The organism is Caldalkalibacillus mannanilyticus JCM 10596 (assembly GCF_000615945.1).
Lineage (GTDB): Bacteria > Bacillota > Bacilli > Caldalkalibacillales > JCM-10596 > Bacillus_AT > Bacillus_AT mannanilyticus.
The window spans coordinates 68,205-85,856 of the sequence record NZ_BAMO01000002.1 but is presented as its reverse complement, the minus strand read 5'-3'; the positions used below and the strand labels follow the sequence as shown (position 1 = coordinate 85,856).

The following is a 17,652-nucleotide window of genomic DNA, read 5'->3' as shown; positions in this document are numbered from 1 at the left end:
CTTTTCTTCCTTACTCACAAAGAAAGAAAGTGTTATCCATACGCCCCTTGCCCCGCCTGTAGCGGAGGACGGGTACTTCTATACCACTGATAACAAAAAATACAGATCAAAACGAGATCTATCGCATCTCCACCATAGTACATCAACATGCCTCCCATTTCCGCTTGAGCTACCGGAATTCCATTTGACGGGTAAGCATACAAGTACTTAGAAAGAATTCCATGACTCGCGAAAGCTAAAATCATCACCACGCTCGATATCTAAAGCTGACCTGATGAGGAAGAGGATCAATATAGATCATGGACATGGTAAAAAGATATCCAGCCATAAAAACATGGAGATGAACCAAGACATGAAGTAGAGCGGAATGCTGCATCGCTAGATATACATCTGTCGTATACAATACCCATAGCCCTCCCATATTAAGGAGCGAAGTGAGGATGGGGTGGGTGTAGAAAGCACTCAGCCTGCTTTTTAGAAGAGTGGTAAGGCGACGCGCCCAGTTCACAGGAAGGGTTCGCAGGAATAGAGTCATGGGAGCAGCAAGAACCATAAGAAGCGGAGCAAGCATCCCAAGAAGCAAATGCCCGATCATATGGACGGAAAAATCCGTGTGTGAACGATCGGCTAAAGGACCGATTACCGCTAGAAGTGCACAGCCAGATCCCAGTATCCAGAAACACGTACGATACACAGGCCATACTGTGTATCGGCGATTCGACATAACCACTGCCAGAAGGTAGAGGATCACCATGAAAACAAAAGGCAGCGGGAGCAACACTTGAAGCAGCATTCCATCCAGATGATGAGCGTGGCTCTCTAATCCATGCTGGCTGTAGCTATTCATCTATACCCTTTCCGATAGACCTTCCCTTTCCTTTTTTCCCTTGGTTGACCAACAGGAAAAGTCCAATCACAATTAGGATCACCGAAGCCATATTCCAGACTACATCATAAGGAAGGATATCTACATGGTAACGAATCTGGTGAAGCCTCATGATTTTATGTTGAATAATCCCATCATAGAGCTGAAAGCCACCAGCCCCAAGGAAAACCCCTGCCCACCACCTTCTGGGCAACCACGCCTCTCGCCGACGCAGGTCTGCAAGCATAAATAATCCTCCGACAGTAGCAAACCAACTAAAGGCATGGAATAGCCCGTCGGAAATAAGCCCCATACTCGTCGTCGATTTATCATAGAAATGATGCCAATGTAATAATTGATGAAAAACAACTTCATCCACAAAAGCGATGAGGCCTAAACCAAACAACATGCCAGACCATAAGTTACGATTCATATAGTTCGAGCGTTGTTGATCCTTGCTTTCTTGCTTTTCCATTAAAGATTCAGTCATAGGCTCCTCCTTAAAGCGAGTGTGTAAAATCATCTCTATCCTCATTTTGGAAGAGATAATTCTGCTCTAAAGTATAGCCTCCTTTGTTCCTTTTATACTTGGGGTAGCTTACCCTTTTTTGACCCTCATAAGTAAAGATACATAAGACTCTTGCTTAAACAAATGGGTTTTTAAAATTAGACTGTTCGCCAAAAAGAGGAGACCAGCCAAAAAAATAACCCCTTTTATGTGAATAATTCCACTTAAATATCCTCCAAGTAAAGGTCCAATTAGGTTTCCTAAAAAAAGGGCGCTATGATAATAACCGAATGTTAAACTCTCCATTTTTTCAGGTGCATGTTTTCGTATTAAACTTACTACTGATGGAAGAAGACCCCCTATAAACACCCCCATTAAAAACCTAGCGATTAGAAATAGCCATATAGATGAAACCAATGCTTGAGCAACATAACAAATAAAATTCCCCAATAAAGAAATGAACAGGATAATTTCAGGGCCCACTTGATCTGCTTTTCTTCCTAAAATGGGAGAAAAAATAATAATAGAGAAACCCGAGATAGAAACTGATAAGCCTATTATAGTTGTTAAAAAGATATCATTATTCCACATACTTTCTACATACGTAGCCAAAAATGGAGAAGTACTCATTGTTGAAAACTGAATAAGAAATCCAACCATAAATAAAGCTCCAATTAGAGGTTTTTTTGCAATTTCTCGTAGTTCAGAGAGAAAGTTAAAACGGCTATTTTTAGATGTCGAAAGTGGCAAGTTATTTGGTTCAGGCTTATTAAGTTCTATTAAAAAGAATAAGATAAGAACCCCTGAAATCAGTAACATAGCGCTAGACACATAGAGGATTTTATAAAATCCTATCCACTGCCCCAAAATTCCACCTATTAAAGGTCCAAAAATATTGCCGGCGTATGCCCCAGATTGGGCTCCCCCTAGGCATAGCCTATTTTTTCTTTAGGAGTATTCATTGTAATAAATGGAGAAGATGCAGGAATAAACCCGCCAAAAATCCCTAAGATAAATCGTAGAACCAATAAGTGCCAAGCTGCTGTGCTATAGGTCATTAAGAATGTGGCAAATGCCATTCCGATAGCAGAACGGATAAGAATCGTTTTTCTACTAGTTCGATCTGCAATTTTCCCCCATATCGGCTGAAAAAGAAAAGCAGATAAAAAAGTAGCACCAAAAATCATTCCTGTCCAAAGCTGAATATCGGCTTGAGCGTGAACACCTAAGTCATTTTTAAGATAGACTGGAACAAAAGGTATAATTAAGCTGAATGCAGACATGACTAAAAATTGTGCGATGCTTAAAATATACATATTCCTTTTCCAAATTTCCAACTATACACCCTTCTTTCATCGATTTAATAATTTCATAGAATGTACAGGATATCGATCACCAACTGCTGAACCTACAGGTAAAGTGTTATCTATAAAGTCTTTGATGTCCTTTGGTAATTCAATATTTATTGCGGCTATATTTTCTTTTAAGTAGGATCTCCTTTTTGTCCCTGGTATAGGGATGATATCTTCCCCATTAGATAGTAACCATGTTAATGCGAGTTGTGCAGGATTAATATTCAGTTGATCTGCTATATCTTCTAATGGTTGAATCAAAGAAAGATTTTGATTAAAGTTATCTCCTTGAAAACGTGGTGCGTTCCTTCTAAAATCGTTTTCTACGAGGTTATCAATCGACTTCAGCTTTCCAGACAAAAACCCCCGTCCCAAAGGGCTATATGGAACAACAGCAATATTTTGTTTGCGGCAAAGGGGTAAGATTTCCTCTTCTATATCTCTACTCCATATTGAGTACTCTGTCTGTAATGCTGCTATAGGATGTACTTTTTGTGCTCGTTTTATCGTTTGAGAAGAAGCTTCTGAAAGCCCAATATGTCGAACTTTACCTTCTTCTACTAGTTCCTTCATGGCACCAATGGTCTCTTCAATGGGAACTCTGGGATCTATACGATGTAGATAATATAGATCAATATAGTCAGTGTTTAACCGTCTTAGGCTTGCTTCACAAGCCTTTTTTACATATTCCTTACTTCCGTTAATTTCAATTACTTTCCCTGTTTCATCTCTTACAAAGCCAAATTTGGTAGCTATGTTAATTTGTTGTCTGACACTTTTTAATGCTCGACCCACTAATTCTTCGTTTTTTCCCACTCCATATTGGTCTGCCGTATCAAAAATTCACACCAAGTTCTAACGCATAATTAAGGGTAGCAATCGATTCCTCATCATTTTGATTTCCATAGTATTCCGACATTCCCATACATCCTAATCCTAAAGATGAAACACGTAAATCTCCAATAGATCGATATTTCATTTTTTTCCCTCCTACCTTCCTTTAATATGAAAACAGTATATCGATTAGAGTGCACTATAAAGCAAGTGTGAATTTTTATTAATCATTTAAAAAATAAAAAAAAAAGACCTTTAGGTAAGGTCCCACAAAATTTATTACGTTGTATTACTTAGCTTTTTCCTCCATTTTCTTATAATAGTCAATTTTTTCATTAATCTTAGTTAAATTGTTCTCTAGTTGCTTAATTTGATTAAGAACTTTCTCTTGATGAATTTCTAATAATTCCCGTCTTGCAGTCACAGTAGAATCACCTTGGCGCCTTAGTTCCGCAAATTTTTTCATACCCCTAATAGGCATCTCTGTGTTACGCAACCTAATGAGAAAATCAATCCATAAAATATCGGTCTTTGAGTATTTGCGGTACCCATTTTCATCCCTTTCAATCCCACTTAATAGACCAATTCTTTCATAATAGCGTAGGGTGTAGGAACTCAGACCGGTGAGTGATGATATATCCTGAATGGTTAACAATTTTTCCATATCTTGATTATAGCACTGGCAAGAAATTATTTCCTATTTTATTTACTTAAACACCTCTGAATTCCCTAGCCTGCGAACTCCTTCCTCTAATTCCTCTTCCCTTAAATGCCCATACCCTATAATCAGCCGATTGGAGTGAAGCCCTTTCACAATGGTATGCTGTTCAACTGGATAAACACGTACCCCTGCTTTTTCAATCTGCTCTATGACTTGCTCAGTAAAATCTATATTCTGAAACTCTGCGATCAAATGTAATCCAGTAGAATAGCCATATATTTTAACCCGATCAGTAAAATAATGCTGGAGCAGACGAAGCAAGGAATCTCTCCTTTTCTTATATCGTTTTTTCATTTTTAAGATATGACGCTCCAAATGTCCAGCTTCTATAAAACGCCCTAAAATAATCTGGTTCAGAGAAGGAGTATGGAGATCTGAAAACCATTTTAGCTGCCTGCACCGTTCGATCAGCTCCAGAGGCAGAATTAAATAGCCTAGGCGTAAAGCAGGAGATAAAATCTTACTAAATGAGCCAATGTAAATCACCCGATCAGTCCAAGCCCTGCAATGAGCTGACTGGAGCACCCTCATAACGAAATTCGCTGTCATAGTCATCCTCTACAAGATAACAGCTCTTCTCACGAGCAAACTGAATCAACTGAATACGCCGTTGAATAGGCAGAGCTCCCCCCACTGGAAACTGGTGCGAAGGAGTCACAAAAACAAAGGAAGGGTGAAGCTCAGAAGGCAGCAATTCTGTTCTCATCCCCTGTTCATCAACAGGAACGGGATAAAGACTTGCCCCTGCTGACTTGAAAATGCTCTGAATATCATGAGTGATCGGGTCCTCTATCACGACCTGTTCCCCTTCAGAGAGGAGGAGCTTGGCGACAAGTGTCAATGCTTGGGTCGCTCCCGAGGTAATAACCAATTGTTCAGGCTGGCAGTGAACGCCACGTGTTTTGACCAAATACCTGGCTAATATCGCTCGAAATTCTGGAACCCCTTCTGGATTGCCATAGCTTAATAGAGAATGAGAAATATCATGGCAGACCTCATAGGAAAGCTTAGCCCATATCCTTCGTGGAAAGAAAGTCAGGTCTGGAATCCCAGATCGAAAATCAATCATGTCCTTTTTTGGAGTCAGTTCCACCTTCTGCTCAAAAGAGGATGTTGTTTGTTCACTTGGTACTTGCTCTAAATACGTTCCTTCAGCCACATACGTCCCTGCTCCTTGACGAGTAACCAAGTACCCCTCTGCCAATAGCTGGTCATAGGCTTCAATAACGACATTTCTAGAAACATGTAATTCGTTAGCTAGCTCTCTCGTAGAAGGAAGCTTCTCGCCCGCTAAAAGCTCTCCCTGCAAAATGGCCGTACGAATTTGCCTATATACTTGGCGTATCAAAGGCGCATCTTTTGTTCGATCAATGGGTATCCAGAGCATCCCTTCTCCTCCTTCTTTTAAAATAGACTTCGACCAGATGAATTGGTACTCCACCTGATGATGGCAACATGATCAAAATTGGTTCTATGAAACTTCAAGTAAAGTGGTGCTACTAGCAACCAGTTTAGCATGATAGCTTTAGTCTAGGAAGACATTCTTACCATGACATAGTGAAGGAGAGGAAAAAACATGAATATTTCAAATGAAGCAAGAAGGGCTGCCCATGCGCTAAAGGTAATCGCTCGAAACGAACAAATCAAAGAATACATCCAACACTCAGAGGATTTATATCCACTCTTATTAAAGGGCGCCAAGCGTTTTGTAGCAGGTGAAACGAGAAAGGAAGGAATACAGAAAGCAGAAGAATTGATACAGAAGGGCTACCAAATCTCCGTGGAGTACATAGGGGAAAACACGAAAACATTAGAGGAATGCATCGAAGCCAAAAACGAATGTATAGCCTTAACCAATGAGCTTCGTCAGCAGCAGAAAAACGTCACGATCTCCTTGGATCTATCGCATATTGGTTTGACTCTTGATCCCGCCCTTGCTGTAGAGCATCTACAAGAAATCGCTAAAGTAGCGCAGATATACGGTCATACCGTTATGGTTAGTATGGAGGAATCCCAGAAAACAGAGGAGATTCTAGAGGTCTATAAAACAGTCACTGCTCAATCCCCTCATGTGGGCATCACCGTGCAAGCACACCTGCATCGCACACCAGAGGATCTTGCTGATCTACTAAACTACCCGGGAAAAATACGTTTAGTCAAAGGAGCCTATCAGGAATCCGCAGAGGTTGCCATTCCACGCTCAAAAGAGTTAAACAAACGATATTTTGAACTTGTCACGACACTCATTGAAGCCAATCATCCTGTGTCCATTGCTACTCACGATGAGGAATTGATTCAAAAAATCGTTGAAAGTGGCTATATCCACCTCCCGCACGTGGAATGTGAGATGCTTTATGGAATTCGTCCTGACCTTATTCGTTCATTAAAGGAGCAAGGAGCCCAAGCACAAGTCTATGTGACCTATGGCTCTGAATGGTACCTATACCTCTGTCATCGTATCGCCGAATTCCCTCCCAATCTGTACAGACTCCTTTCAGATATCATCAATCCACCAGAAGCAGAAAGTGCACTCTACTAAACCACCCTTCGTGGTAAAGACTCTAGGAGGGATCCCTATGAATCAAAATATACTGGCATCATTTAAAATCATACTGGCAATGACCATTGTGGGCAGTTCTGTTGTCGCGGGGAAGCTACTTGTACAAAGCTTCCCTGTCTTCTTAGCATCAGAATTGCGTTTTTTGCTCGCTGTCCTTATCCTTCTCCCTTTATTACTCTATCGGGAAGGATTCCCAACCTTAACGAAAAAAGAGGTTGTCATTCTCTTTCTCCAATCAGCAACAGGTGTATTTTTATTTAGCTTATGTATGCTGTACGGCTTGAAATATACGACCGCAACAGAAGGCGGAATTCTAACGAGTACACTACCGGCTGTGGTTGCTGTTATTGCTTTTTTCATCTTAAAAGAAAGAGTAAGCAAATACGCCATGATAGGAATTTTACTAGCGGTTTTAGGAACCACAGCCGTGAATATATCTGGCATCTTTGCTATTGATCAGCGTGGAGCAGCTCCCTTACTTGGAAATATGCTGATTCTCGGAGCAGTGATTAGTGAAGCTCTATTTATTATCTTAGGCAAGTCCATCTCCAAAAAAATCACACCTCTTGCTATCTCTACTCTGGTTAGCCTCTTCGGGGTGATTCTCTTTCTCCCCCTAGCCCTTTATGAAGCGATAAGCTTTGACTTTGACCAGATGACTTTCCTAGACTGGGGACTAATACTATATTTTGGTATTGTCGTGACGGTAGTTGCCTTTGTCCTGATGTATCAAGGCTTAGAACAGGTTCCAGCAAGTACTGCTGGTGTCTTAACAGGCTTCTTGCCTATTAGCTCGGTCGTACTCTCTAGCCTCTTCTTGAAGGAGCAAATCTTATGGACTCACCTCGTAGGCATGGCATTCGTACTCTTAGCGATTTATCTGGTTTCTAAGACAGAATCAATTTCCGTCACCAAAAATGCATAATGCGGCTTGTCTTTGTACTTCTCCCTGACAATGTGAAGAGCCTCTGTATAAGCGTAATCGAAGGCTTTTTCCTGCTCTAACTGAACATCAGGGATAACCCCTGTTCCTTCCCAATTGGACAGAGTGATAGGGTTTATTGACCTTCGATTAGGGATTCGAAAGCGAATGTTTTCCGAGATTTGTTGGAAGGTAACAGGATGAGCTCCACCTCCTGTTATCTCACCAATCACCTTTGCCTTCTGTGCCTGCTGTAGGCTATAGGCGAATGCCTCTCCTCCTGAAAAAGTAAAACCGCTGGTTAGAATATAGAGAGGCTTATCTATATATTTTTTCCCAGGCACATCGCGCTGTCCATGCCTGAATCAAGGAATTATCCGAACGCGAATAGACACTATTAATGTGTGTTGACTCCTCAAATAAATACGAGCTCAGAAATGTGACCATCTCCACTCTTCCCCCACCGTTTTTGCGTAAGTCAATGAGAAGCACATCCGTATTGGCTATCATATTCATGGCAGCAATAACCGTTTCTGCACCGATATCCACACTATAAAATTGGCGAATGTCCATATACCTATATTCCCTGGCAACCGCTCCACCTTATGGATTCCGTAATTTTGAACCTGCCCTCTCCGCCGTTCCTCTTCTACCATTCTTTCTTGAATAGACGTTGTTTCCTCGGAAGGGATTTCAGGTCGATAGATCACCCTCAGATGCTTATCCTGACTGATGCTAAGCAGTTCATTAGAAACCTCTTCACAGAACTCCTCTATGTTAGTAATAGAGTGATAGGCTCCTTCATGAAGGGATTTCTCCAAGCTTGCTACGATTTTTTCAGCTACCTCTGGAAAAACATATTGCTCTCGTACCTGCTGAATCACTCTTCTACAATAAACTCCTTCATACTCTGATTTAACTCCTGTATTTTACTCATCTAGAAACACTCTCCTTCTCCCCTTTATTTCGATTCCACCTCCCCTTTTCCTCTTATTTCCTTATCATTTTCATATCTTCTCATAAGCTTCTCTATATCTTCGTCAGCATATAGACAGCCACTCCCCAGATCACCAAGGCAGAAAAGCGATTGATTCTTTTCATCAACCTCCTCCGCTATCCAGCTTCCCTAGGGATCTTCCTGCTAGAGCTAAGCCCATAAACCATATCCATGACACGATAATGGTCGCTAGGGTAAAGACCCACTTTTCTTCCCCGCTATAGCCTAATGAATTGGTTCCAATCACCCCAATCGTATCTAAAATAGCATGGGGATTAAATAAAGAAACAGAGGCAGCAAAAAGAATCTGTTTTTTCGGTGAAAAACTCGTCGCCTCTGCTTCATTCACCTTCAGCGGTTCGCTGCGCCAAATAACCCAGCCCATATACACAAGAAAGAAAAAGCCGATGCCAAATAAAACGGTTTTCAACCAAGCAAAGGTCAGGATGAACAGAGACACTCCTAGTACTGCCAACAGAATTAAGAGCGTATCACAGACAGCCGCCGTGATCACGACAGGGACTGCTCTAAGAAAAGTAGCTGAATCGCCCCTTGATTAAATACAAATACATTCTGCACCCCTAATGGCAAAATTAAGCCAAAAGCAAGAATCACTCCATGAATTATCGCTTCGATCAAGTTGGTTTCTCCCCTTTCTAAATCTATGACCCTATTGTAGAAAGGAATCAGGTCCTTGTCGCCAACCAAATGGATGGTTATTAACCCAACCATTTGCTAGAATGAAGATAACGATCATCCGAACGGAGGTGCTTCATGCAAAAAAACGAATGGCAGCTCACCCTGCATTCATCGGTACCCTTACACAAGCAAATAGAAGAATCTATTAAAGAAAAAATCAGCAGCGGAGAATGGGCAGTCGGTACGAAAATCCCCTCTCAAAGAACACTGGCACAAGCTTTTGGAGTGAATCGCAGTACCATTGTCACTGCGATTGAAGAGTTAACCGCTCAAGGGCTGTTAGAAGGAAAAAGCGGGGCAGGAACCAAGGTCATCAACCATACTTGGAATCTCTTAGCCACACCTCCCCCTCCCGATTGGAGCTCCTATGTTGAAGCTGGCATGTATCGGCCCAATCTTCCCGCCATTCAAGAGATTAATGAAGCCGAATTCACCCCCCATATGATACGACTGGGAACAGGAGAGCTAGCCCCAGAATTGCTGCCCACTACACAATTACAGGCGATCTTTCAACGCCTTCCTGAGCGGATGATCTCTCTTGGCTACGAAGAATCCAAGGGAAATCTCTTTCTGCGCCAGCAAATCTCTGAACACCTGCAAAAAATAGGGATCAAAGCTTCTCCCTCTTCTATTTTAGTGGTGTCAGGTGCGCTTCAGGCTCTTCAGCTTATTTCCATCGGCTTATTACAGAAGGGCTCATCCATTCTTCTAGAGAAGCCGTCCTATTTGTATTCTGTCCATGTCTTTCAATCGGCAGGGATGAGATTATTCGGACTTCCACTAGATCAGCAGGGTGTGCAAACCTCACTGATCTCCAAATATAAAAAGCAATACAACGGAGCCCTCCTTTATACCATTCCTAGCTTTCATAATCCTACAGGAATCTTAATGTCAGGGGACAGACGCAAGCAATTGTTAGAAATCTGTAAGCAGGAGGGACTCCCTATTCTAGAAGATGATGTCTATCGGGATTTATGGTTAGATTCACCACCACCAAAGCCGCTAAAAGCAGATGATCAGAATGGGCTCGTCTTGTATCTGGGAAGCATGTCCAAAACCTTAAGCCCTGGACTGCGGATTGGCTGGATTGTTGGACCTCGACCTGTTATCGATCGCCTAGCCGATATCAAAATGCAGACAGATTACGGCTCCAGCTCTCTTTCGCAGTGGGCAGTGGCTGAATGGCTTGCCAGTGGACTATATGAAAAACACATGGAGAATATTAGAACTCAGCTCAAGCATCGCAGAGCGATCACACTTGCCCTGCTTGAAAAGCACTTTAAAGGAATAGCGACATGGAGCGTACCAAGGGGCGGATTTTACCTGTGGGTGCGTATTCTTCCTGCTATCTCTAGCCAAGCATTATTTGAAAAAGCTTTAAGCGAAGGAATTCTTTTAAACCCTGGGCATTTATATGATCGGCACTCTACTCAATATTTACGTATTTCTTACTCCTATGCCTCTTTGGCAGAAATAGAAGCGGGTCTTGTACGAGTGGCTGAATTGATTCGCCAGATGATGGGGAAACAGTGAAAAAAGCAAGAAACTAGACAACCCTGACAAGGGATCTAGTTTCTTGCTTAGCTATTTATTACTGCATTTTTTCTTCGTTATTGACCACAATCTGTCCTTCAAATACATAGGCATTATTCATCTTTAGCACTTCTCTAAAAAATGGTAAAGGCACGTAGGTTGTTCCCTCTTTGATCGTTGGTGCTGTCCCTAATTGGATAGGAGCTGTTTTCATATACGTATAGTTATCTTTGCCTATTTGTAGTGATGCCGTCCCCTTACCGATCATAACACTTCCTTGTTTACCGTCCCACGTTACTCTAAGCCCTAACGCCTCCGCAATCGGACGAAGAGGAACCATGACTACATTTTGCTCATTTATATAAGCAGAAGGAGCTACGATTTTCTCATTATTGACGATGTATTCCAATTTAGATGCATCCTTGATCACATGATCATTAGGCTGTTTTACTACGGTATCTGTATCTACTTCTACATCTATTTCTACACCTGCATCCACATCTACTTCTTTCTCTTTCTCTTCCTCACTAACTAGAACAATGATTTTCTCTGGACTTGTTTGAGCAGGGAGACTTTTGGTCGCTATGGTGTAAAAAACAACGACCGGATGCTCACTTACTTTCTTTTGCTCTACTTTATTCCCAAATTGGTCAATAATTTGAGTATCTTCGTTAATATTTAATTTTAGGCTTTTGTCTGCACTAACCAACTCTTTATCGAATCTAGATACTAATGCGGAGCTGTTCGTACTATCATTTTTCACTAGAATTAAATCTGGAGGAATAATCGCTGGGTAAATCGTTAGTAATGGTAAATTATCCTTGTAGAATGCCTCAATGGTCATCCCTTCTACCCATTGGGGCTTAGTGATAAATTCCGCTGTCCCCTGATCTAAAATGATTGCATCCTTGTTCAGAGTAAAAATCGTTTCAAGGTTTGAATTTTTTTGTGCCACAACCAATGATTTCGTTCCCTCTTGATCTCTAATCTCTTTGACAACACCTTCAACTTTAATATAGTTGTATAGGCTTTCGACACTGATTTCTTTTTTCGTAACAGGCTCTGCACTCTCTCCTCTACTCTCAGCAGCCACCGCATAAATGGATGAGGATAAGATAGACACGCTTAGAATGGCAGTGGCTATCATGGTTTTTTTGTTTGTTTTCATTTCTTGTACACTCCTTTTTTCTCTAATGGAAGTCTACTTTATTAAACGGTGGCTTTTCTTATTTTGTTGCAGGGAGTGTGGATTTTTTTATAATAGACAGCAACTTAGAGTCGACGAGCACTTTAAGTACCGCATAGATTATGAATAGTGAACTTTGTACTCTCTTCTTATTTTAACTTTTATTCACCCTTACTCTACTTCCACCACAAAAGTATAAGAAACCTCACCACGAGCATTCGCCTTCCCCCATTTTGACCATGTAGCAACTGCTTCAAATACATAATGTCCTGGGGCTTCAGGAGCAGTAAATTTTCCCTCTCGTACAGGTATTTTATTCCCTCTATGCTCATCTTCCCATACATAAAGTTCTATGCCTGAATTTCCTTCTAAATGAATGGTTAGTTCACTTTGCGGGGGCAGTACAATAGCTTCAAATGTTTTAGCAATTTGGAGAGGAGAAGCGGCATCTGTCATCACCACTTGATCGCCTCTCTCCCATTTAAATCCTCCTTGCCTCATTTCCGTTTGCTCTCCATTTACTTCAACAAAGCCTGAGATATCAGGTGGAAACTCCTCTTCTGGCAGCGCCTCGTGAAGAAGAATTTGGTTCGTACATCCTACACAAAATATCAGAAGACATATGACCATTACATAAAAATATTTTCGAAAGCTCATCCTTTCAACTCCTTCTATTTCCTTATAACCTCTAACGAAAGAGCTGAACCTTTTGTTTCATATAATTCCAACGGCAAGCGATCTGGATCGAAGAAAAAAGTGAACTTTTTTCCTGTTAGGGCATCTACACGAATCGGTTCGACATCGATCCCTCTGCTCTTTAGATAGTCAACCCCTTCTTCTACATTATCCACTTCAAAGGCTAGATGCCGTAAGCCTCTGGCTTCTGGGTAACTGGCTCGTTCTGGAGGATTGGGAAAGGAGAATAGTTCGATTTGACTATCTCCAAGCCGTATATCTAATTTATAGGATTCTCTATCCTCTCGATAGGTTTCCTGAATGATCGAACCTCCTAGAAGATCCACGTAGAAAGACTTAGAAATCTCATAATTGGAGCAAATAATGGCGACATGATGAATCTTCTTAATCAACACCTGCTCTCTCAACTCCTTTTGCCTACCGTTATATCAAGTGCAGTTGTTCTAAAGCGTATTTTATTCCTCCAGCATCAACGGGACGAGTGACCATATTGGCCATGCTTTTCACTTCGTCCAAGGCATTTCCCATGGCAATCCCCATGCCCACATACGTTAGCATTTCACGGTCATTAAGAGCATCACCAAAGGCAATCGCCTCTTCAGGAGAAATGCCTAGATGCTGTAGCATCATCTCAATTCCTTTTGCTTTGGTGACTCCTCGCAGCAGGATATCCATGGAATAGGGATGCCAACGTACAAAGCATAACTCTTCATGTAATTGATGATACTCTTCTTCCTCCTCCACAGGGCAATGAAGCATCACTTGATGGACCAACGCCTCTTTACTGTATTCGGGGAGAAAAGCAGGGGACCCGGTTCGTAAATTGGCAAATGCCTCTTCTACATAGGGATGTCTGTCCATATTAGTCCAATATTCATCATGATTCATATAGACTAAGGGATGCTTTTTCTCCTGAGCACGCTTTTCTAGTAGGGTAAGGAGGGGGGCATCAATATATTTTTCAAATATGGTTTCTCCTTGATAGATGGCACACGCGCCATTAAAGCAGACAAAGGAGTCAATTTCTAGCTGCTGTACGATCTCCTTTAACTGCCAAGTCGCTCTTCCTGTTGCAATTGCTACAATGGTATCTGTTTGCTGTAAGCGTCTAATCGCTTCTTTTGTATCCTCTGGAATTCTCTTTTCTTCATCAACCAACGTTCCATCAATGTCAAAGAAAACAATCTTATACGTCATGGTTTCTCTCCATCTCTCCTTTAAAGGTAAGATACAATCATCTCACAGCTTCCAGTAAGTTCAAATTGTCCAAAGCCGTGGGGAAGAATGAAATGATCGCCTTTCTTAAGCTCATACAGTGATTGATTCTGATACATCATCCCTTCACCTGTTAACACACTAACCAGCATAAAGGAATGCTTCTGTTCCAGTGAAACGGTTCCTTGAATTGACCATTTCACCACGTTAAAATAGGGACTTTCGACAAGTTGAGTCTGTTCTCCTGCTCCAATCGGTTGTTTATGTCCAAAAGAAACAGCATCCTGATGGGGGATCGTGATAACTTCCAGCGCTTTGTGCAGATGCAATTCTCTTGAATTCCCTGCATGATCCAGGCGGTCGTAATCGTAGAGGCGGTAGGTTGTATCGGAGCTTTGTTGCGTTTCTAGTACCAAAGTCCCTGCACAAAGGGCATGAACAGTTCCGCTTGGCACATAAAAAAAATCACCCGGGTGAATCGGTATCCTGCGTAACAACTGATCCCACTGACCTAGTGCGACACGCTCCAATAGCTCTTCTTTCGTCTGAGCATAGTGCCCAAGAACCAGTTCAGCGCCTTCCCGACAATCGAGAATATACCAGCATTCTGTCTTGCCTTTTTCCCCATCTTCATTTAGTGTAGCATACTCATCGTCGGGATGGACTTGAACAGACAAATCTTCATTCGCATCGAGGATTTTTGTAAGCAAAGGAAAGGAGTCTGAAGGATAATGACCAAACAAAAGAGGGTGTGTGTTCCAGAGCTGATCCAGTGAAATCCCCTGATACTCCCCGCTTCTGACAATGCTTGCTCCATTGCGATGTCCAGAAATAGCCCAGCACTCCCCTGTACGCTGGGAGGGAATTGAATAACCAAAACCATCCGCTAGAGCTGTCCCTCCCCAAATCCGCTCCTTAAATACTGGTTCTAGAAAAATAGGTTCTCGTTTCATCTTGTTTCTCCCCTACATCTCTTCAAATAACTGACTCACTTCTTCCTTGCGTGTCACCTTCAACAGTTTTTCTCGAAAATCATCATCCATTAATTTGCGAGATAGAAGCTGAAGAATTTTTAAGTGCTCCTCCCCAGCATTTTTTTCAGGTACTGCAATCATGAAAATGAGAGTGGCAGCTTCTCCGTCCAAGCTCTCCCAATCTACTCCTGTCCGTTTCACTCCAAAGGCAACCCTGGCACTCTGTACAGCCTCTGTCTTGCCATGAGGAATGGCAATGCCAAAACCAATTCCTGTACTGCCTTCCTCTTCTCTCTTCATCAGGGCTGCTCTAAATTTTTCCTTACTGGATAATACACCCGCCTGGTCAATCATCTCGATCATCTCATTCATGATCTCTTCTTTGGTCGTTCCTTTTAGCTCTAGTTCAATGAGTTCTTCAGTTAATAGTTGAGTTAATAGCATGGTACATTCTCCTCACATTATTGGTTTCTCTCTTACTCTCCATGTTTTCATGTGCTTCTGTTCTCCCTGCCCCTCTCCACTAGGGCAGAGATGCTAGGAAATCCTGAGGCTCGTGACTCGTTTTAACTGCTCTAGAACCTCCTCGTCCTCTGAAAGAGTAGATAGCTCTTGAAACAGTTTTTTTACTTTTTCAGGATCTTGCAGATTATGTGCCAGCATAAAGACCACCCCTACTGAGTCACCGCCCCAGTCTGCTTGTTTTTTCAATTTCGCCACAGCAATTGCAGGTTTTTTAATCAGCTCTACTTTACTATGAGGAATGGCAATGCCTCCGCCAATATAAGTAGAAGAGAGCCTTTCTCGTTCCTTTGCCAGCCGTCCATAGGCTTCTTCTACGCAGCCTTTTTGATATAGTTTTTCTGCTAAGAAGTCAATGATTGCCAAGCGTTCTAAGCATGGAGGATCGATAAAAACAAGCTCCTGATCCTGCATGATATACTCCCTTAGCACCTTATAGCGACTCTCCTGATTTTGGCTCGGGGTAGATACATGTTGCAGGAATTCTTCCAGTCTTTTTTGTTCGTATTTAGGGAGCAGTGGGCTCACAATCATCAGGGGAACCCTGCCCACTTCTACTGGAAGGGTACTGATCACCACTTCAGGTTGAAGTTCTTTTACTTTTTGTTGAATCTGAAAGGCAGCACTTACCCCGACGATCTCTAGCTGGGGGAACAGGGAGGACAGCTTCGCCTCCAGCAAAAGGGAAGTGCTTGCACCTGAGGCACAAACAATGAGAGCACGCCTTTTGACTCGATTCAGACATTGCAAACGCTCAAGCGAGGCTTGAAAGTGCAGGACAAGATACGCCACTTCATCCTCTGGTATAGCAATACCTACCTTTCTTTCAATCTCGGGCATGAAAGAAAGAAGGACTTCAAAAACATAGCGATACATTTGCTTAATTTCTTTTATCATAGGATTAGAGATACTTAATCCATGCCGCAAGCGATTTAATGTGGCATGAAAGTGAATCCCCAAGCCAATAAGCAGCTCCTGATCCTGTTCAATACGAGCATCGATGGTTTGAGAAACATGTTTTAGCAGCAGCTTAACGAAAGTGAGGGATTCTTGATCGATTTTTTCCAGAGAGCTTTCGAGCCCTTCCTTCAACACAATTTGATCCACACGTAATCTTGCTCCGAGAAAATGGAGGGTCATGTAGCCAACTTCATCATCAGGAATCTTGACGGCTAGCCATTTTTCCAGAGCTTCTGCTAATTGTTTGGCGAAGGAAAATTCTTTTTTTCCTTTTAATTGCTCTAATTGCTGCTCTGGCATCTGGATGCTATGCCCTTTTTTAAATCGTTTGATAGCAATGGCAAGATGAATGGTCAAGCTGGTAATGGCTTGATCAGTGAAAGGAAAGTCCAGCACTTGCTCAAGCCGGCGAATTTCCCTTTCGATTAAGGCAAGCTCGTAAGGATGAAGAACATCCTCAAGCATCTTTAATTGCTCTGGTGTAATCGGATAAGCAGGGTGGTTCGCCATGTGCTCTACCACCTTGGAAAGGGCATTGCGCCAGCCCTCCTCTGGACCCTGTACCCTAATTCCTAAATTAGGTTTGCGAATCATGTGTAAGGAAAAATCTTGAATCGATCGTTCAATATGGGTAAGATCTTGGTTTACTGTTGACTTACTAATATATAGTTTCTCAGCAATCTGGTTCATCGTGACTAGCTTATCTGTTGTTAACAATAGCTTAAGTGTTTCTAGCTTACGGCGATCTTGGGACAAATCATCCTCATCTACAGAGGGCAGATGAGCCAGTAAGTGCTCCTTCTCTGTGGTTGTTCCTTCTACTACAACACCTAAACTAGGCTTACGAACGATCTGCACAGCACTCTCGTGACACTCGATCCAATTGTCCAACTCCTTCAAGTCATTGCGAATCGTCTTCTCTGAACAGCCTAGTTCCTGAGCCAGCTGAGTCCCTGAAAGATAGCCCTTTGCCTTCAACAACATGATGAGCAGTTGCTTTTGTCTTGCATTCATCCTGAGCCACCGTCGAAAGAAGCCAAGAGCCTCAATCCCCTTTCATTGTAATGTAGGATTCTCCTTGAAAATGCCAAGATCCTTACCGCAATTT

Annotated in this window: 17 protein-coding genes and 4 pseudogenes; 3 read left to right on the top strand and 18 right to left on the bottom strand. The window is 42.1% G+C overall.

The window, feature by feature from the left end:
• Positions 1 to 32: 32 nt before the first annotated feature.
• The 7 genes and pseudogenes from JCM10596_RS23260 to pdxR all read right to left on the bottom strand — a co-directional run bounded on the left by JCM10596_RS23260 (position 33) and on the right by pdxR (position 5,667).
• A pseudogene (locus JCM10596_RS23260) lies at positions 33 to 847 on the bottom strand (cytochrome c oxidase assembly protein).
• On the bottom strand, positions 840 to 1,355 hold the full coding sequence (locus JCM10596_RS01555; protein WP_051541138.1) for a DUF2243 domain-containing protein: 516 nt from the start codon (positions 1,353 to 1,355) through the stop codon (positions 840 to 842). The pseudogene JCM10596_RS23260 and the gene JCM10596_RS01555 overlap by 8 nt, the downstream one beginning before the upstream one ends.
• A 108-nt stretch (positions 1,356 to 1,463) precedes the next feature.
• The gene (locus JCM10596_RS29900) at positions 1,464 to 2,243 is read right to left on the bottom strand and encodes an MFS transporter (protein ID WP_304502742.1); all 780 of its coding nucleotides are present in this window, start codon (positions 2,241 to 2,243) and stop codon (positions 1,464 to 1,466) included.
• 56 nt (positions 2,244 to 2,299) lie between these two features.
• Positions 2,300 to 2,710 (bottom strand): MFS transporter, encoded by a 411-nt coding sequence (locus tag JCM10596_RS30675; protein ID WP_051541126.1) that lies wholly within the window; start codon positions 2,708 to 2,710, stop codon positions 2,300 to 2,302.
• 15 nt (positions 2,711 to 2,725) lie between these two features.
• Positions 2,726 to 3,704 (bottom strand): annotated as a pseudogene (locus tag JCM10596_RS23250) (aldo/keto reductase).
• 144 nt (positions 3,705 to 3,848) lie between these two features.
• The gene (locus tag JCM10596_RS01540) at positions 3,849 to 4,223 is read right to left on the bottom strand and encodes a MerR family transcriptional regulator (protein ID WP_025025628.1); all 375 of its coding nucleotides are present in this window, start codon (positions 4,221 to 4,223) and stop codon (positions 3,849 to 3,851) included.
• Between the two features lie 42 nt (positions 4,224 to 4,265).
• Positions 4,266 to 5,667, bottom strand: a pseudogene (gene pdxR / locus JCM10596_RS23245) (MocR-like pyridoxine biosynthesis transcription factor PdxR).
• Between the two features lie 195 nt (positions 5,668 to 5,862).
• Here pdxR and JCM10596_RS01530 point away from each other — a divergent pair.
• Together JCM10596_RS01530 and JCM10596_RS01525 are read left to right on the top strand one after the other, a co-directional pair.
• Positions 5,863 to 6,819, top strand: coding sequence for a proline dehydrogenase family protein (locus JCM10596_RS01530; protein WP_025025627.1), 957 nt, complete (start codon positions 5,863 to 5,865; stop codon positions 6,817 to 6,819).
• Between the two features lie 37 nt (positions 6,820 to 6,856).
• Positions 6,857 to 7,765, top strand: a complete 909-nt coding sequence (locus tag JCM10596_RS01525; RefSeq protein WP_025025626.1) for a DMT family transporter — start codon at positions 6,857 to 6,859, stop codon at positions 7,763 to 7,765.
• Here the strand turns inward: JCM10596_RS01525 and JCM10596_RS27315 are convergent.
• The 4 genes and pseudogenes from JCM10596_RS27315 to JCM10596_RS23235 all read right to left on the bottom strand — a co-directional run bounded on the left by JCM10596_RS27315 (position 7,717) and on the right by JCM10596_RS23235 (position 9,398).
• Positions 7,717 to 8,106, bottom strand: a complete 390-nt coding sequence (locus JCM10596_RS27315; protein WP_025025625.1) for a S41 family peptidase — start codon at positions 8,104 to 8,106, stop codon at positions 7,717 to 7,719. The genes JCM10596_RS01525 and JCM10596_RS27315 overlap by 49 nt on opposite strands.
• Positions 8,081 to 8,335 carry a S41 family peptidase gene (locus JCM10596_RS30670; protein WP_148302481.1) on the bottom strand — a complete coding sequence of 85 codons (255 nt, stop codon included), beginning with the start codon at positions 8,333 to 8,335 and terminating at the stop codon, positions 8,081 to 8,083. The genes JCM10596_RS27315 and JCM10596_RS30670 overlap by 26 nt, the downstream gene beginning before the upstream one ends.
• A complete protein-coding gene (locus JCM10596_RS27310) occupies positions 8,275 to 8,646 on the bottom strand; it encodes a S41 family peptidase (RefSeq protein WP_025025624.1) in 372 nt (123 codons plus the stop codon). Before JCM10596_RS27310 ends, JCM10596_RS30670 begins: the two co-directional genes overlap by 61 nt.
• 145 nt (positions 8,647 to 8,791) lie before the next feature.
• Positions 8,792 to 9,398, bottom strand: a pseudogene (locus JCM10596_RS23235) (LysE/ArgO family amino acid transporter).
• A 135-nt stretch (positions 9,399 to 9,533) separates the two neighbouring features.
• On the opposite strand from JCM10596_RS23235, the gene JCM10596_RS01505 reads away from it, so the two are divergent.
• Entirely contained in the window at positions 9,534 to 10,991 is a 1,458-nt protein-coding gene (locus tag JCM10596_RS01505) for an aminotransferase-like domain-containing protein (protein ID WP_025025623.1), read from the top strand.
• A gap of 58 nt (positions 10,992 to 11,049) precedes the next feature.
• On the opposite strand, the gene JCM10596_RS01500 is transcribed toward JCM10596_RS01505, so the two are convergent.
• The 7 genes from JCM10596_RS01500 to JCM10596_RS01470 all read right to left on the bottom strand — a co-directional run bounded on the left by JCM10596_RS01500 (position 11,050) and on the right by JCM10596_RS01470 (position 17,558).
• Positions 11,050 to 12,159 (bottom strand): stalk domain-containing protein, encoded by a 1,110-nt coding sequence (locus JCM10596_RS01500; RefSeq protein ID WP_025025622.1) that lies wholly within the window; start codon positions 12,157 to 12,159, stop codon positions 11,050 to 11,052.
• A 189-nt stretch (positions 12,160 to 12,348) separates the two neighbouring features.
• Positions 12,349 to 12,834 (bottom strand): hypothetical protein, encoded by a 486-nt coding sequence (locus JCM10596_RS01495; RefSeq protein WP_025025621.1) that lies wholly within the window; start codon positions 12,832 to 12,834, stop codon positions 12,349 to 12,351.
• Between the two features lie 14 nt (positions 12,835 to 12,848).
• Positions 12,849 to 13,268, bottom strand: coding sequence for an SMU1112c/YaeR family gloxylase I-like metalloprotein (gloA2, locus tag JCM10596_RS01490; protein ID WP_025025620.1), 420 nt, complete (start codon positions 13,266 to 13,268; stop codon positions 12,849 to 12,851).
• A gap of 28 nt (positions 13,269 to 13,296) precedes the next feature.
• Entirely contained in the window at positions 13,297 to 14,070 is a 774-nt protein-coding gene (locus JCM10596_RS01485) for a Cof-type HAD-IIB family hydrolase (RefSeq protein WP_025025619.1), read from the bottom strand.
• Between the two features lie 20 nt (positions 14,071 to 14,090).
• Complete coding sequence (manA, locus tag JCM10596_RS01480) at positions 14,091 to 15,041, bottom strand: mannose-6-phosphate isomerase, class I (protein ID WP_025025618.1); 951 nt, start codon at positions 15,039 to 15,041, stop codon at positions 14,091 to 14,093.
• A gap of 12 nt (positions 15,042 to 15,053) precedes the next feature.
• A complete protein-coding gene (locus JCM10596_RS01475) occupies positions 15,054 to 15,506 on the bottom strand; it encodes a fructose PTS transporter subunit IIA (RefSeq protein ID WP_025025617.1) in 453 nt (150 codons plus the stop codon).
• 93 nt (positions 15,507 to 15,599) lie between these two features.
• Positions 15,600 to 17,558 carry a BglG family transcription antiterminator gene (locus JCM10596_RS01470; RefSeq protein ID WP_025025616.1) on the bottom strand — a complete coding sequence of 653 codons (1,959 nt, stop codon included), beginning with the start codon at positions 17,556 to 17,558 and terminating at the stop codon, positions 15,600 to 15,602.
• Positions 17,559 to 17,652 lie beyond the last annotated feature (94 nt).

Bases quoted from the DNA above. Each gene is read 5' to 3' on its own strand.
- JCM10596_RS01555 (WP_051541138.1), bottom strand. From the start codon at position 1,355: ATGACTGAATCTTTAATGGAAAAGCAAGAAAGCAAGGATCAACAACGC.
- JCM10596_RS01540 (WP_025025628.1), bottom strand. From the start codon at position 4,223: ATGGAAAAATTGTTAACCATTCAGGATATATCATCACTCACCGGTCTG.
- JCM10596_RS01525 (WP_025025626.1), top strand. From the start codon at position 6,857: ATGAATCAAAATATACTGGCATCATTTAAAATCATACTGGCAATGACC.
- JCM10596_RS30670 (WP_148302481.1), bottom strand. From the start codon at position 8,335: ATGGACATTCGCCAATTTTATAGTGTGGATATCGGTGCAGAAACGGTT.
- JCM10596_RS01505 (WP_025025623.1), top strand. From the start codon at position 9,534: ATGCAAAAAAACGAATGGCAGCTCACCCTGCATTCATCGGTACCCTTA.
- JCM10596_RS01500 (WP_025025622.1), bottom strand. From the start codon at position 12,159: ATGAAAACAAACAAAAAAACCATGATAGCCACTGCCATTCTAAGCGTG.
- JCM10596_RS01495 (WP_025025621.1), bottom strand. From the start codon at position 12,834: ATGAGCTTTCGAAAATATTTTTATGTAATGGTCATATGTCTTCTGATA.
- JCM10596_RS01485 (WP_025025619.1), bottom strand. From the start codon at position 14,070: ATGACGTATAAGATTGTTTTCTTTGACATTGATGGAACGTTGGTTGAT.
- manA (WP_025025618.1), bottom strand. From the start codon at position 15,041: ATGAAACGAGAACCTATTTTTCTAGAACCAGTATTTAAGGAGCGGATT.
- JCM10596_RS01475 (WP_025025617.1), bottom strand. From the start codon at position 15,506: ATGCTATTAACTCAACTATTAACTGAAGAACTCATTGAACTAGAGCTA.
- JCM10596_RS01470 (WP_025025616.1), bottom strand. From the start codon at position 17,558: ATGAATGCAAGACAAAAGCAACTGCTCATCATGTTGTTGAAGGCAAAG.